The sequence below is a fragment of the Anaeromyxobacter soli genome, from assembly GCF_022808855.1.
GTDB lineage: Bacteria > Myxococcota > Myxococcia > Myxococcales > Anaeromyxobacteraceae > Anaeromyxobacter > Anaeromyxobacter soli.
In genome coordinates, this window is record NZ_JAKZLF010000008.1 from 93,766 (window position 1) to 107,859 (window position 14,094).

Sequence of the window (14,094 nt, forward strand, 5' to 3'; positions counted from 1 at the left end):
ATCTAGCCGCCGCCCGGTCGGGCGGCACACCACGACGGTAGCGGCGCGGGCGGCGCCCGCGCTGCGTCGAACACCTACAAGGGCGGAGCTCCCGGGAACTTCTGGCGCGGGGGACCCCGCGGTACACTCGCGCGCGCCGATGGCCAGGACCTACCGCGCGACCGACTACACCCTCGAGTTCGTGGCCGATCTCCTCGCCCGCGAGGGGATCCTCACCGACGACGCCAAGCGCACCGCCTTCGCGCGCGAGAACGTGCAGCGCGCCCGCCTGCTCCGCGATCACGCCTCGCGCGCGGGTGGCCGCGGGCTGCGCCGGGCGGAGCTCTCGCCCGTGGAGGTGCTGGCCTCGTTCGAGTTCCCCGACGCCCGGCGCGACTCGGAGCTCGTCGACGAGGACAAGGCCACCCAGGCCATCGCGCAGGCGGTGGGGATCCCTTACCGCAAGATCGACCCGCTGAAGCTGGACGCCCAGCTCATCACCCGCACCCTGTCGCGCCCGTTCGCGCGCAGGCACGCGGTGCTGCCGATCGAGCGCCGCAACGGGGCGCTCGTCGTGGCGGCGGCGAACCCGTTCGACCGCGAGCTGTTCGAGAACCTGCGCGGCCTGACCGGGGCCGAGATCGACCCGGTGCTCTCGTCGCCCTCCGACATCCACCGCGCCATCGCCGAGGTCTACGGCTTCCGCCAGCAGATCTCGGAGGCGCACACCCAGCTCGAGCAGGGGCCGTCGGGGCCGGACGTCGCGAACCTCGAGCAGTTCGTGAACCTCTCGGGGATCGAGGCGCTCGAGGCGTCCTCGGAGCCGGTGATCGCGGCCGTCGAGTACCTGCTCCACTACGCGTTCGAGCAGCGGGCGAGCGACATCCACCTCGAGCCGCGGCGCGAGGAGTCCGTCATCCGGATGCGCATCGACGGGATCCTGCACCCGATCCACCGCATCCCGAAGGCGGTCCACGGGGCCATCGCGAACCGGTTCAAGATCATGAGCCGGCTCGACATCTCGCTGAAGCGGCCGCAGGACGGGCGCATCCGCACGGCGCGCGGCGACGCCGAGATGGAGCTGCGCGTCTCCACCATCCCGACGACCTTCGGCGACAAGGTCGTGATCCGCGTGCTCGACCCCAACGTGCTCGTGCGCGATCTCTCCGAGCTCGGGTTCCTGCCCGGCGAGCGCGACCAGCTCGAGCGGTGGCTCGTGCGGCCTCACGGGCTCGTGGTGGTGACCGGGCCGACCGGCAGCGGGAAGACGACCACCCTGTACTCCGCGCTCCAGGCGCTCGCCTCGCCCGAGGTGAACGTCGTCACCATCGAGGATCCCATCGAGATGGTGCACGAGGAGTTCAACCAGATCGCGGCGAACGCGAAGACCGGCACCGGCTTCGCCGAGGCGCTGCGCCACGTGCTGCGCCAGGACCCCGACGTCATCATGGTGGGTGAGATCCGCGACGGCGAGACCGCCACGCAGGCCGTCCAGGCCGCGCTCACGGGGCACATGGTCCTCACGACGCTCCACACGAACGACAGCGTGAGCGCCATCGCGCGCCTGCGCGACCTCGGCGTGCCGAGCTTCCTCGTCGCCGCGACGCTCACGGGCATCGTGGCGCAGCGGCTCGTCCGGCAGGTCTGCCCCTCCTGCGCGAGCGACGTGCCGCTCACCGCGGACGAGATCCACGCGCTCGGCGTGCCTCACCCGGAGGACCACGCGGGCCAGCTCCTCGCGCGCCGCGGGCAGGGCTGCCCGAAGTGCCGGCACACCGGGTACTACGGCCGGACCGGCATCTTCGAGGTGCTGCCGGTGAACGCGCGGCTGCGCCACCTCATCGCGGAGGGCGCGACGCCCGAGGTGCTGGCGCGGACCGCGCGGCAGGACGGGCTCGAGTCCCTGCGCGGGCACGCGGTCCGGAAGATCGCGGCGGGGGCGACCTCGTTCGAGGAGGCGTTCCGCGCCACCGCCGACGTGGAGGCCAGCGCGTGAGCGCCATCGCCCAGGAGATCGCGGAGCTCTGGTCGGCGGGGACGCCGCTCCTCTACATCGTGACGGCCGAGGAGGAGCGGGCCGTGGCGGTGTGCGAGGCCGCCGCGGCGGGGTTCGGCGCGCGGGCCGCCGTCTGGTCTGCCCCGCGCGGCCTCGAGGGGCTCGCGCCCGCCGCCAAGGAGCCCGCCGCGCTGCTCGAGGCCCTCGCCCGGGCGCCGGCGCCGCTCATCGTGGTCGCGCTCGACTTCCACGAGGCCCTGCGCGATCCGCTGACGGTTCGCCGGGTCCGCGATCTCCTCCCGCGGCTCGCCGCGGAGGGGCGCTGCCTCGCCATCGTCGCGCCGCGGCTCGCCGTCCCGGACGGTCTCGCCGCCGACGTCGCGGTGCTCCGGCTGCCGCTCCCGGACGACGGCGAGCTCGCCGCCCTGCTCGAGGCCGTGCAGGTGGGCCTCGCGCACCCGGCCCCGGCGGCGGCGCTCGCGCCGGAGGTCCGCCACCGCGCGCTCGTCGCGGCCCGCGGGCTGTCCGAGGGGCAGGCGCGCCGCGCCTTCACCCGCGCGCTCCGGCGCGACCCGACCCTCGGCGCCGCCGGGCAGGCGATCATCGCCGCGGAGAAGAAGCGGCTCCTCGCGCGCGACCTGGGCCTCGAGCTCGTCGAGAGCGCGGAGGGTCCGTCGGACCTGGGCGGGCTCGCCGGGTTCAAGGCCTGGATGGAGGAGCGCGCGCTCGCGTTCGACCCGGACGCGTCCCGCTTCGGCCTGCCGCCCCCGCGCGGCGTGCTGCTCGTGGGCGTGCAGGGCTGCGGGAAGTCGCTCGCCGCGAAGGCGGCCGCGGCGCGGCTGGGCGTGCCGATCCTCCGGCTCGACCTGCCGCGCGTCCTCGGGGCGAGCGCCGCCGAGGAGCGGCTCTCCGCCGCCCTGGAGGCCGCCGAGGCGCTGGCGCCCGTGGCCCTGTGGGTCGACGAGATCGAGAAGGGCTTCGCGGGCAGCGCCCCGGGGGACGGCGGCGAGCCCCGCGCCGCGCGGCTCCTCGGCGCGTTCTCCACCTGGCTCCAGGAGCGCCGCGGGCCCGTGTTCGTGGTGGCGACCGCGAACGACGTGTCGCGGCTTCCGCCCGAGCTCCTCCGGCGAGGCCGGTTCGACGAGCTGTTCTTCGTGGATCTCCCCGACCCCGAGGCGCGCCGGGAGATCCTCGGCCTGCACCTCCGCCGCCGGGGCCGCGACGCCGAGCAGATCGACGTCGGCGCCGTCGCCGAGCTCTGCGTGGAGTACTCGGGCGCCGAGCTCGAGCAGGTCGTCGTGGGGGCGCTCCACCGCGCCTACGCGCTGGGCCGCGACGTGGAGACGGGCGACCTGCGGCGCGTCGCGCAGGACCTGGTGCCGCTCTTCCGCACGTACGAGGACCAGATCAAGAGCCTGCGCGAGTGGGCCCGCGGGCGGGCGCGCGTGGCGGGTCGCGCGGGCGCGGTCGTGGATCTGTTCCGCCGCGCCCAGTAGCCCTCCGGCGTCACCCGCGGTCGCTCACGGATCCCGGGCGCGCGAGCGCCCGGCTCGCTAGGGAGCCGGGATGCCCCCCGCTCGCGCCCCGAGGCCCCCCGCCGCGAAGCTCGAGATCCATCCGGCCACGCCGGCGCGCTTCGCGGACCTCGAGCGGCTCTTCGGGCCGCGCGGTGCGTGCGCCGGCTGCTGGTGCATGTGGTGGCGCGTGCCGCGCGCAGAGTTCGAGGCCGGGAAGGGGGAGGGGAACCGGCGCGCGCTCGCGGCGTACGTCGCGGCCGGGCACGTCGCCGGGCTGCTCGCCTACGACGGCGCCGTCCCCGTCGGGTGGGTCGCAGTGGAGCCTCGCGCGGCCTACCCGCGGCTGGCGCGCTCGCGGAACCTCGCGCCGGTGGACGCGCGGCCGGTCTGGTCGATCACCTGCTTCTTCGTGGCGCGCTCTCACCGGCGCCGCGGCGTGACCCGCGCGCTCGTCGAGGCGGCGGCGGCCCATGCCCGCGCGCACGGCGCGCCGGCGATCGAGGCGTACCCGGTGGACTCGAGCGCGCGGCTCGGCGACGCGTTCCTCTACACCGGGGCGGCCTCCACGTTCGAGGCGCTCGGGTTCGAGGAGGTCGCGCGCCGCAGCCCGACGCGCCCGGTCGTGCGGCTCGAGCTCAGCGCCCGCCGAGCGCCCGCAGCACGTGATCGTGCACGAGCCCGTTCGACAGGACGCAGCTCCCCGACGCGACCGTCGGGTGCCCGTCGAGGTCGGTGAACCTGCCGCCTGCCTCCTCGGCGAGCACCGGCAACGGCCCGAGATCCCAGATCTGCACGCCCGCCTCGATCCAGGCCTCGGCCTTCCCCTGCAGCACCAGGGCGGCGCCGGCCAGATCGCCGTAGCAGCGGGCGCACTGCGCGCTCGTCGCGAGCGCGGCGACCCGCTCCAGCATCGGCGGGCGGAACAGCACGTGCGGCTCGCCGAGCGAGAGCGTGGAGTCCTCCCACGCCCCGATCTTCGACACCTGGAGGCGCAGCGGCGCGCCGTCGCCGGCCCGCAGCCAGGCGCCCTTCCCGCGGGCGGCCCAGTAGGTCTCCCCGAGCGCGGGCAGGGCCATGGCGCCGGCCACGACCGCGCCCTCGTGCTCGAGCGCCACGAGCGGGCCCCAGAAGCCCCGCCCGCGGGTGAAGCCCTTGGTCCCGTCGATCGGATCCACGATCCAGCGGGTGCCCGCGGCGCCCGCGTGCGCTCCGGTCTCCTCGCCGAGGAAGGCGTGGTCCGGGAACGCCGCGCGGACGACGGCGAGGATCGCGGCCTCGGACTCGCGATCGGCGGCGGTGACGGGGGTGCGATCGGGCTTCACCTCCACGCGCACGCCGCGCCGGAAGTGGGCGAGGCTCGCCTCCGTGGCCGCCTCCACCGCGCGCCGCGCGGTCGTCATCGCAAGGTCGAGATCGAGCTCGGGCATGGCGGGAGATTAGGCGGGGGCGGGGGCGCGGACCGATAAAAAAGAGCGGCGGTCCCGGGGGACCGCCGCTCGTCGGCACGACGGGGGTGGGGCGCGCGACTACTTCTTCGGGCGCATGTCCCCGGTCTTGAGGTACCGGGTGTGGAACGAGAACGCCTCGTCCAGCATGTGCGGCGAGTGCAGGCCGGCGCTCGGGTTCTTCATCGACCGGTTGTAGTAGTCCCACAGGATCGGGCGGAACTCCGGGTGGGCGCACTTCTCGATGATCTCCTTCGCCTTCTGCTTCGGGCTCTTCCCGCGCAGGTCGGCGAAGCCGTACTCGGTCACGATGCCGCTCACGTCGTGCTCGGTGTGATCGATGTGCGACGCGAAGGGCACGATGGCGGAGATCTTCCCGCCCTTGGCCACCGACGGAGACATGAAGATGGTGTACGCCGAGTTGCGGGCGAAGTCGGCCGAGCCGCCGATGCCGTTCTCGATGCCCTTGCCCACGATGTGCGTCGAGTTCACGTGGCCGTAGATGTCGGCCTCGACGAACCCGTTCATCGCGATGCAGCCGAGGCGGCGGATGACCTCGGGGTGGTTGGACACGTCCTGCGGGCGCAGGATGATCTGCTTGCGGTAGCGCTCGATGTTCTTGTTGAAGCGCTCCTGGCCGGCCGGGGAGACCGAGAACGCCGTCGCCGAGGCGATGCGGAGCTTGCCGGAGTCGAGCAGGTCGAGCATGCCGTCCTGGATGACCTCGGTGTAGCTCGTCATGTTCTCGAAGTGGCCCTCGTTGAGGCCGACGAGAACGGCGTTCGCGATGTTGCCGACGCCCGACTGCAGCGGCGTGAGGCTCTTCGGGAGCCGGCCGCCCTTCACCTCGCCGTCGAGGAAGTCGAGGATGTGCTGGGCGATGCGCTTGTGGTCGGCCTCGGGCGCCTTGAACGGCGCGTTGCGGTCCGGGTAGCTCGACATCACCACCGCGACGACCTTCGAGACGTCGAGGTTGTAGTGCGGGGTGCCGACGCGGTCGTCCGCCTTGAGGACAGGGATCGGAATGCGATCACCGTGCTTGCCGGGGACGGAGAGGACGTCGTGCATCCCCTCGAGCCGCTCGTCCTGCCACTCGCTCACCTCGAGGATGATCTTCTCCGCCGTCTCGAGGTACGCGGTGTTCGCGCCGACCGACGACGAGAAGATGACCGAGCCGTCCTCGCGGATCTTGGTGACCTCGACGAGGGCGAAGTCGATCTTGTTGTCCGGACGACCGTAGTAGCCGTACCGGACGAGCGACCCGGCGTGGCTGAGGTGCATGTCCTGGTACTCGATGACGCCCGCGTTGAACTTCTCGCGCATGACGGCGTCGCCGTTGTACGGGAAGCGGAAGCTGACCGCCTCCGTCAGGCCCATCACCTGGTCGAGCTCGGGGCCCGTGGAGGCACCCGTGAGCAGGCTCACCTTGAACGGCTTGCCCTTGAGGCGCTCGTCGACGGCGCGCTTCGCGAGCGCGATCGGGACGGCCTTCGGGTAGCCGGCGCCGGTGAAGCCGCTGGCGCCTAGGACTGCGCCGCTGGGGATCAACGCGGCGGCGGCCTCGGCGGACATCACCTTCGCCTTCAGGCCCTTGTGCTGGATGCGGTCCGACATTCGATCAGCCTCCTGGGTATCGTCCGTCACGCAGGACGAGGCTCGGTACGACTCCGGGTGCTGCGGCAGAGCTGCGCGGATTTAGCTGCGCGGGTGGAGGCGAAGGTTACCGCGCTCGATGTAGGCTGGGAAGAGACCCCGGCCCAAATCACGCGGCAGTATGCCGAGTTATCCCGTCCACGATCGCCCGCAGCGACGCGCCGTCCGCGTCGGCGAGGCGAAGCTTTCCCGCCTCCTCGGCGATGACGCCCTGCGTCGCGAGCCACTCGATCGCGTTCTCGAGCGTGGCCTTCGACAGGGATTCGCGGAGCTGGATCTCCCCGGAAAGAAAGGCCGCGCGACCCCGCTCGAGCGCCTCGCGCACCAGCGCGCGCCGGTCCGGCGCGGCGGCTGGCGCGCCGGCTGCCGGGGAGAGGACGGAGAGCGCCGTCGCCGCCGCCAGGCGATAGGCCTCCAGGTAGGCCCGCAGGAGCTCCGCGAGGAACGCGAGGAGCTCCGGCTCGGATCCCGGCCGCACCCGGTCGCCGTCCCGCGTCACGGCCCCGACGCGGGCGAGGAAGGCGAGGTTCTGCTGGAGGATCTCCTCCGGCGCCGAGCCGACCTGGTACATGAACTCGAGCTTGAAGAGGCGCGACAGCCACAGGGCGCGCTGGCGCAGGACGAGGAGCGGGGCCTCCCCGCCCTCGGCCCGGAGGGCGGCGGCGACCACCGCGGGCGCCACGAAGCGGTGGATGACCGCGTTGCGGTGGTAGTCGAGCACCGGACGCTTCTCGTCGGGGACGAGGTAGATGGTGTCGCCGGCCGCCACCTCGATGCGCACCGTCCCGCCGAGCGCGAGCCGCCGCACCGCGTCGGCGATCGCGCCCGGCTGGCGCGGATCCGACGGCGCCCCCGCCAGGTCGCGCCCGAAGCGCGCGCCCCCCTCGGCCGCCATGTAGCGGAGGAGCTCGATGCGGCGCGCGAACTCCGCCGCGGTCATGCCGCGCCGCCCGTGCGACAGGAGCGTCGCGGCCACGAGGCCCACCGGCGTGATCGTGACCGCCCGGCTGATCCCGTAGGCGACGCGGTTCGTGAGCGCCTGGACGAGGGCGCGCTTCCCCTCGCCGGGGGCGCCGCGCGCGACCCGCTCCCCCTCGCCGCCCCAGGCGTCGTCCACCGCGAGCGTGGCGGCGCTTTGGCCGAGCCGCTCCGACGCGACCTCGCGCAGCGAGATCGGCTCCTCGAACTGCACGTACAGCCGCTCGTACCGGCGGAAGAGCACGGTCGCCGCGCCCAGGAGCCCGCGGAGGCTCTCCTTCTGCTTCTCCGCCCCGGAGAGCTCGCGCACGTAGCTCGAGGCCTCGATGAGCTTCTCGTAGTCGATCGCGATCGGGACGAAGAGGATGTCGTCGGCCGCGCCGTCGAGCCAGGCGTCGACCTCCATCGAGACCAGGCCGCTCTTCGGGGGGAGGAGCTTCCCGGTCCGGCTCCGGCCGCCCTCGACGTAGAACTCCTGCGGGAACCGGTCGCGCAGGAGGTGCTTCACGTAGGCGCGCAGGACCGCGGTGTAGATGCGATCGCCCTTCACCTTGCGGCGGATGAAGAACGCGCCGCCGCGCCGCGCGATCGGGCCGAACGGCCAGAAGGAGAGGTTGATGCCGGCCGCGACGTGCGGCGGCGTCATGCCGTGCTCGTACAGGAGCCAGGAGACGACGAGGTAGTCCACGTGGCTCTTGTGGCTCGGGCACAGCACCACGGGCGCCTCGGCCGCGGCGCGCTTCAGGCGCGCGAGCCCCGCCTCGTCCACCTCGACGCTGCGGTAGAGCCGGCCGAACATCCAGGCGAGGAGCCCGCGCAGGAAGCCGACGAACGTCGGGTCGTAGCGGCTCGCGATCTCCTTCAGGTCCTTCTCCGCCTCCGCCACGAGCGCGGTCGACGGACGGCCGGTCTCGGCCGCCACCGCCTCGATGGTGGCGCGCAGCGTGCGATCCCGCAGCACCTTCTCGCGCACGCGGGAGGGCGCCTTGAGCGGCGGCCCCACCACGGTGCGGAACACGCGCGCGAGGTGCTGGTGGAGGGCGCCGCGGATCTTGCGGGCCACGATCGCGTCCGGCTCGTCGGGGCGCTCGCGCAGGTGGGCCTGCAGGTCGAGCGGCCGGCCCACGTCGAAGAGCGCGCGCCGGAAGTTCCGCAGGAAGCCGACCGCGTTCGCGAACGCGCTCGGTGCCTCCGGCGAGCCGTACAGGAGGTCCCAGAATGACGGCTTCAGCTTCTGCGCCCGGCGGCTCCAGACGAGCAGGACGGGGACGAGGAACACCGGCTGGAAGAGGTCGCGCTGGATGCGCACCAGCGCGGCGAAGGGATCCTTCTCGGTGGGCCGGCCGAGGAACAGCAGGCTCGCGTCGCCCGTCGCGAGCGCGTCCTCGAACGCGCGCCGGCTGCGGCGCACGCGCGCGATCCAGCCGAAGAAGCCCGGGAAGCCCTGCGCCGCGCGGAGCGTCGGCAGCCCGAGCCGCCGCAGGAACCAGCGCAGGTAGAGGAAGTTGAGCAGCCCCGGCGACCGCATCACGAAGACGAGGCTGCCCCGGGCCGCGAGGGCCTGCAGCTCGGCCCCGGCGTCGCGCGAGACGCGCACCGGCTCGAACCAGCGCGAGAGGAACGTGCGGGGGGGCTCGGGAGCGGGCGGCGCAGGACTGGCGGGCGCGGCGCCGGAGGGCCGCCCGTTCGGAGGTGACTCCTGTACGTCCACGGAGCGAGTGTAACCCGGGCGGGGCGGCTCAGCCGCGCTTCTTCACGCGTCCTTCGCGGTCGAGGAAGAACGGCTCGACGAGCAGGGCCTCCACGCTCGGTCGGTGCCCCTTCACGTCCGCGCCGAGGTGCGCGAGCGCCTCGAGCACCTCTCCGCGCACGCGGGCGTTGTCGCGATCCCGGAGGAGGAGCTGGATGAGCGCGTCGCGGCTCGCCTCGCCCGGCGCGAGGCGGGCGATGGCGCGCGCCGCGCCGATGCGCACGTCGTCCGAGAAGTCCTCGAGCAGCGGCAGGAGCGCGCCCTCGATCTCCGCGCCCGTCGCGCCGGGGTGGTGCTCGACGAGCCAGGTGAGGAGGACGAGCTTCTTCTCCGGGTCGCGGGTGTACTCGCGCCCGAGCCGGGCGAGCTCGCGCACCACGACCTCGACGAGCCGGTCCGGAGGCACGATGTCCGCGAGCGCCCGCAGGCCCCAGGCGATGCCGCTCTCCTGCTCGCGCACGAACGCCTCGAGCGGACCGACCGCGGCCTCCTTCGCGTCGGCGAGGATCCGGTGCGCGGTCTCCTTCTCCTCGTCGTCGGTGATGCCCGGCTCGGCCCTCACCGTGAAGCGCAGGCACAGCGTCGAGAGCGCGCCGGGCGTGCCCATGTCGCCGAGCTGCTGGATCGCCTTCTGCCGGTTCTCGGGCGGCCCGTAGCGCTCCGTCACGCGCTTCGCGAGCTTCTTCAGCGCGCCGCGCTCCCGTTCCTCCTTCGAGCCGAACAGATCGAAGAGTCCCATCCATCCTCCGTGGGGCGAGGTTCTACAACGAGATCCCCGCCCGCGGATCCTCCTCGTACAGGGCTTCGAGCGGCTCGACCGCCTTCCGGAGCGCGTCCGAGGCCCGGGGGAGGACCACCTGGACCACCGCGTACAGGTCGCCGCGCGAGCCGTGGCGCAGGTCGGGGAGCCCCTTGCCGCGCAGCCGCAGCCGCGTCCCCGTCTGCGCGCCGGGAGGGACGCGGAGGCGGACCGGGCCCTCGAAGGTCGGGAGCGTCACCTCTGCGCCGCGCACCGCCTCGGGGACCGTGACGGGGAGGTCGATGGAGAGGTCCTTCCCCTCGCGCCGGACGTGCGGGTGGTCCTGGAGCTTCACCTTGAGGTAGAGGTCCCCGGCCGGGCCTCCGTGGGCGCCGGGGCCGCCCTGGCCCGCGAGCCGGATCTGCGACCCGTCGGTCACGCCGGCCGGGATCTTCACCCGGAGCGTCCGCCCGTCGAGGCGCAGGTCCCGCTCCGCGCCGAGCACCGCGTCTCGCAGCGGGATCTCGATCTCGGCCTCGGCGCTCGCGCCGGAGGAGGGGATCGGGCCGCGGCGGACCCGGCCGTGCGCGCGGGGCCCGCCCGCGCCGCCGAAGAGGTCTCCGAAGATGGAGCCGAAGTCGAACGCCCCGTAGTCGCCGACGTTCACGGTGCTGAAGTCGCCGAAGTCGAACGGCATCCCACCGGGCGGCGCCCCCTCGCGCTTCCAGCGCCGGTACTCCGCGGCCCGCTTCTCATCGAAGCCGGTGCGCAGCGCGTCGGCGCCGAACTCGTCGTAGAGCTTGCGCCGCTTGGGATCGGAGAGCACCTCGGAGGCCGCGGTCACCTCCTTGAACTTCTCCTCCGCATCCTTGTTCCCGGGGTTCACGTCGGGGTGGTACTTCTTCGCGAGCTTCCGGTACGCCTTCTTGATCTCCTCGGCGCTCGCGCCCCTCGGGACGCCCAGGATCTCGTAGAGGTCGCGCTGTGGCACGCCGGGAACGTAACGCGTCCGGAGGGGGCGTCAATGCACGGCCGCTCCGGAGCGCCGCGGCGTCGCGCCGCCCCGGCCCCTCGCACTACAATGGGGCACATGCTCTCGCTCGTCGCCGCGACGCTCCTCGCCGCCGCCCCTCCGGCGGCCGCCCCCCGCGTCGTGGAGGAGATCGTCGCCGTCGTGCGGAACCCGGCCGGTGCCCCGCCGCGGGTCGTGACGCTGACGAAGCTCGCCGAGGAGGCGCGCCTCGCGCTCGTCTCGCGCGGCGCCGCGGCGGCCGCCACCCGTCCCCTCGACGCGGAGGCCCTCCGGGCGGCGCTCGACTGGCTCCTCGATCAGATGCTCCTCGCGGACGAGGCGGCGCGGCTCGGGCTCGACGGGGTGGAGCGCGAGGCGGTGGCGGCCGCGCTCTCCCGGTTCCGCGCGCAGGTGGGCCCGGCCGAGGCGTACGCGCGGTTCCTGGCGGAGTCGGAGCTGACGGAGGAGGAGCTCTCCGTCACGCTGGCGCGCATGGTGAGGGTCGAGCGCTACGTCCAGAGCCGGGTGGGCCGCGCAGCGCGGGTGGGCGACGAGGAGGTGGACCGCTGGCTCGCGGAGCACGGCGCGGCCGGCGCGGCGGGGCCGGCGCGCGACGCGGCGCGCGCGCAGCTCGAGGAGGAGCGGGCGCGGGGGCAGGTGCGCGAGCTCGTGGCGGAGCTCCGCGCGCGGGCGGACGTGAGGATCCTCCACGTCGAGCGGAAGGACGGGTAGCGTGCGGCGTCCCGTCGATTCGCAGGGGTGGCTCGAGTTCCGGCGGATGCAGCCGGAGGATCTCGATCGCGTGGTCGACATCGAGCGGGCCGGGTTCCGCAACCCGTGGTCGCGCGAGCTGCTCGCGCGCGAGCTCGACCATGCGTGGTCGCACATCGTGCTCGCGGTGGACCGCGACGCGGGCGCGGAGCGGGTGCTCGGCTACATCGTGTTCTGGCTCGTCCACGACGAGATCCACGTCCTGAACATCGCGACGGCGCTCGAGGCGCGGCGGCGCGGCGTCGGCCGGGCCCTCATGCTCGAGGCGCACGGCGCGGGGAAGGCGCGGGGCGCCACCGTCGCGACGCTGGAGGTTCGCCGCTCGAACGCGGCGGCGCTGGAGCTCTACCGTTCCCTCGGCTATCGGCAGGTGGGGGTGCGGCCGAACTACTACCAGGAGGAGGGCGAGGACGCGATCGTGATGATCCTCGACCTCTGACGCGCCACGGCGTGGGAAGGCGCTCGCATCCTCTCCCGCCATCGAGTATCTCTCGCCCCCCGGATGATCTGGCCCGCCCTGCGCTGGACCCTGTTCCACCTCGATCCTGAGCAAGCCCACCGGCTCGCGCACGCCGCGCTTCACCGGGTGACGCCCGGGCTCGCGCGCCTCCGCCGGCCGAAGGTTCCCCCCGAGCTGCACGTCTCCTGCCTCGGCCTCGAGTTCGACGGCCCGATCGGCCTCGCCGCCGGCTTCGACAAGGGCGACGCGTCGATCGCGGGGCTCTTCGCGCTCGGCTTCTCGCACGTCGAGATCGGCACCATCACCCCGCGCCCGCAGCCGGGGAACGAGCCGCCGCGCCTGTTCCGCCTCGTCGAGCACCGCGCCCTCATCAACCGCATGGGGTTCAACAACGCCGGCGCCGAGGAGTGTGCGCGGCGGCTCGCCCGCGTGCCCCCCGTCGCGCGGATGGGGCCGGTCGGCGTGAACGTCGGCAAGAACAAGACGACGCCGAACGAGGACGCCGCGGCGGACTACCTCGCCTGCATCGAGCGGCTCCACGCCCACGCCGACTACCTCGTCGTCAACATCTCGTCTCCGAACACGCCCGGCCTCCGCCAGCTCCAGGAGCGCGAGCAGCTCGACGCGCTGCTGCGCGCGTGCGTGGGGCGCCTGCGCGAGCTCGCGCCCGGGAAGCCGCTCCTCGTGAAGCTCGCGCCGGACCTCTCGCCCACCGCGCTCGACGAGGCGGTGGACGTGGCCATCGAGGCGGGCGTGTCCGGGATCGTGGCGACGAACACGACCCTCTCCCGCGCGGGCGTCGAGCGCCACCCGCGCGCCACCGAGGCGGGCGGGCTCTCGGGGGCGCCGCTCGGGCCGCTCGCGACGACCGTCGTCCGGCGCTGCTATGCGCGCGCGGCGGGGCGGGTCCCCATCGTGGGCGCGGGCGGCGTGATGAGCGCCGAGGACGCGTACGCGAAGATCCGGGCGGGGGCGGCGCTCGTGCAGGTCTACACGGGCCTCGTTTACGGCGGGCCCGGCTTCGTGCGCCGGCTGAACGACGGGCTCGCGAAGCTCCTCGCGCGAGACGGCTTCCGCTCCGTCGCGGAGGCCGTCGGCGCCGACCACGGGCCGGGCGAGCGGGCGAGCGTCTGACCTATCCCTAGGTGTGGTGCCGACCCTCCAGGGGCAATTTCCCCTGGCAGGAGAGGGGCCACACATGTAGGGTCGATCGGTCCGGAGCACCGACTGGGTCGTTTGACGTGTGCTGACGCGACGCGTTACCTGGATGCTGTCGCGGGGGTTTGCCTGCTCCCTGGAACCCACCGACCGCCCAGGAGGACGACCAATGACCGAAGCTCAGAAGACGGACAACGGGAAGCTGAAGGTGCCGGAGTTCCTGCGAGAGCCGCTCGTCGCGGCGCAGGCGCGCATCGGGCTCATCGAGGAGGAGGCGCAGCGGGTTCTCAAGGACCTGGTGGTCCGGGGCCGCGCCGGAAGGAAGGACATCGAGGAGATCGTTCACCGCCTGTCGCGGCAGGACTTCTCGCTGCCCGAGGTGAGGCAGCGGCTCGAGAAGCTGCGCGACCAGGGCGCCGAGCGCGCCGCCGAGTGGCGCGACCGGGCCGAGTCGTTCCGGTCGGAGGCGCTGGAGCGGATGCTCGACCTGCAGTCGCGCGCGGTGCAGTTCCTCGGCGTCGCGACGCGCGACGAGGTCCAGGAGCTCTCGCGCGAGCTCGAGAAGCTCGCGAAGCGCTTCGAGAAGAAGGGCGCGCGCCGCGCCAGGCGGGCGAAGTCGCCCGAGGGGACTTAGGG

At 73.7% G+C, this 14,094-nt stretch carries 12 protein-coding genes; 7 read left to right on the forward strand and 5 right to left on the reverse strand.

The features are described from left to right. Positions 1-139: 139 nt before the first annotated feature. The 3 genes from MLV88_RS08260 (at position 140) to MLV88_RS08270 (ending at position 4,228) form a co-directional block, all read left to right on the forward strand. Positions 140-1,975 carry a GspE/PulE family protein gene (locus tag MLV88_RS08260; protein ID WP_242339403.1) on the forward strand — a complete coding sequence of 612 codons (1,836 nt, stop codon included), beginning with the start codon at positions 140-142 and terminating at the stop codon, positions 1,973-1,975. Beyond that, complete coding sequence (locus MLV88_RS24535; RefSeq protein WP_242339401.1) at positions 1,972-3,471, forward strand: AAA family ATPase; 1,500 nt, start codon at positions 1,972-1,974, stop codon at positions 3,469-3,471. The genes MLV88_RS08260 and MLV88_RS24535 overlap by 4 nt, the downstream gene beginning before the upstream one ends. Before the next feature lie 70 nt (positions 3,472-3,541). Next, positions 3,542-4,228, forward strand: a complete 687-nt coding sequence (locus MLV88_RS08270; RefSeq protein WP_242339399.1) for a GNAT family N-acetyltransferase — start codon at positions 3,542-3,544, stop codon at positions 4,226-4,228. On the opposite strand, the gene MLV88_RS08275 is transcribed toward MLV88_RS08270, so the two are convergent. The 5 genes from MLV88_RS08275 to MLV88_RS08295 form a co-directional block, all read right to left on the reverse strand. Next, on the reverse strand, positions 4,128-4,919 hold the full coding sequence (locus MLV88_RS08275) for an inositol monophosphatase family protein (RefSeq protein WP_242339397.1): 792 nt from the start codon (positions 4,917-4,919) through the stop codon (positions 4,128-4,130). The two genes, MLV88_RS08270 and MLV88_RS08275, sit on opposite strands and share 101 nt — an antisense overlap. A 99-nt stretch (positions 4,920-5,018) precedes the next feature. Continuing rightward, positions 5,019-6,551, reverse strand: coding sequence for an acetyl-CoA hydrolase/transferase family protein (locus MLV88_RS08280; protein WP_242339395.1), 1,533 nt, complete (start codon positions 6,549-6,551; stop codon positions 5,019-5,021). 148 nt (positions 6,552-6,699) lie between these two features. After that, the gene (locus MLV88_RS24540) at positions 6,700-9,279 is read right to left on the reverse strand and encodes a 1-acyl-sn-glycerol-3-phosphate acyltransferase (protein WP_242339393.1); all 2,580 of its coding nucleotides are present in this window, start codon (positions 9,277-9,279) and stop codon (positions 6,700-6,702) included. A 28-nt stretch (positions 9,280-9,307) separates the two neighbouring features. Continuing rightward, a complete protein-coding gene (locus tag MLV88_RS08290) occupies positions 9,308-10,057 on the reverse strand; it encodes a HEAT repeat domain-containing protein (protein WP_242339392.1) in 750 nt (249 codons plus the stop codon). Positions 10,058-10,079: 22 nt separating this feature from the next. Continuing rightward, positions 10,080-11,048 (reverse strand): DnaJ C-terminal domain-containing protein, encoded by a 969-nt coding sequence (locus tag MLV88_RS08295; RefSeq protein WP_242361151.1) that lies wholly within the window; start codon positions 11,046-11,048, stop codon positions 10,080-10,082. A gap of 99 nt (positions 11,049-11,147) precedes the next feature. On the opposite strand from MLV88_RS08295, the gene MLV88_RS08300 reads away from it, so the two are divergent. From MLV88_RS08300 to MLV88_RS08315, 4 genes are all read left to right on the forward strand, one after another. Next, the gene (locus tag MLV88_RS08300) at positions 11,148-11,801 is read left to right on the forward strand and encodes a hypothetical protein (protein ID WP_242361152.1); all 654 of its coding nucleotides are present in this window, start codon (positions 11,148-11,150) and stop codon (positions 11,799-11,801) included. Position 11,802: 1 nt separating this feature from the next. Further along, the gene (gene rimI / locus MLV88_RS08305) at positions 11,803-12,279 is read left to right on the forward strand and encodes a ribosomal protein S18-alanine N-acetyltransferase (protein WP_242339385.1); all 477 of its coding nucleotides are present in this window, start codon (positions 11,803-11,805) and stop codon (positions 12,277-12,279) included. Positions 12,280-12,342: 63 nt separating this feature from the next. Continuing rightward, entirely contained in the window at positions 12,343-13,434 is a 1,092-nt protein-coding gene (locus MLV88_RS08310) for a quinone-dependent dihydroorotate dehydrogenase (RefSeq protein ID WP_242339383.1), read from the forward strand. Positions 13,435-13,627: 193 nt separating this feature from the next. Beyond that, positions 13,628-14,092, forward strand: coding sequence for a hypothetical protein (locus MLV88_RS08315; protein WP_242339381.1), 465 nt, complete (start codon positions 13,628-13,630; stop codon positions 14,090-14,092). Positions 14,093-14,094: the final 2 nt, after the last annotated feature.

Coding starts and splice junctions, on each gene's coding strand:
- MLV88_RS08260 (WP_242339403.1), top strand. CDS start 140: ATGGCCAGGACCTACCGCGCGACCGACTACACCCTCGAGTTCGTGGCC.
- MLV88_RS08270 (WP_242339399.1), top strand. CDS start 3,542: ATGCCCCCCGCTCGCGCCCCGAGGCCCCCCGCCGCGAAGCTCGAGATC.
- MLV88_RS08275 (WP_242339397.1), bottom strand. CDS start 4,919: ATGCCCGAGCTCGATCTCGACCTTGCGATGACGACCGCGCGGCGCGCG.
- MLV88_RS08280 (WP_242339395.1), bottom strand. CDS start 6,551: ATGTCGGACCGCATCCAGCACAAGGGCCTGAAGGCGAAGGTGATGTCC.
- MLV88_RS08290 (WP_242339392.1), bottom strand. CDS start 10,057: ATGGGACTCTTCGATCTGTTCGGCTCGAAGGAGGAACGGGAGCGCGGC.
- MLV88_RS08300 (WP_242361152.1), top strand. CDS start 11,148: ATGCTCTCGCTCGTCGCCGCGACGCTCCTCGCCGCCGCCCCTCCGGCG.
- MLV88_RS08310 (WP_242339383.1), top strand. CDS start 12,343: ATGATCTGGCCCGCCCTGCGCTGGACCCTGTTCCACCTCGATCCTGAG.
- MLV88_RS08315 (WP_242339381.1), top strand. CDS start 13,628: ATGACCGAAGCTCAGAAGACGGACAACGGGAAGCTGAAGGTGCCGGAG.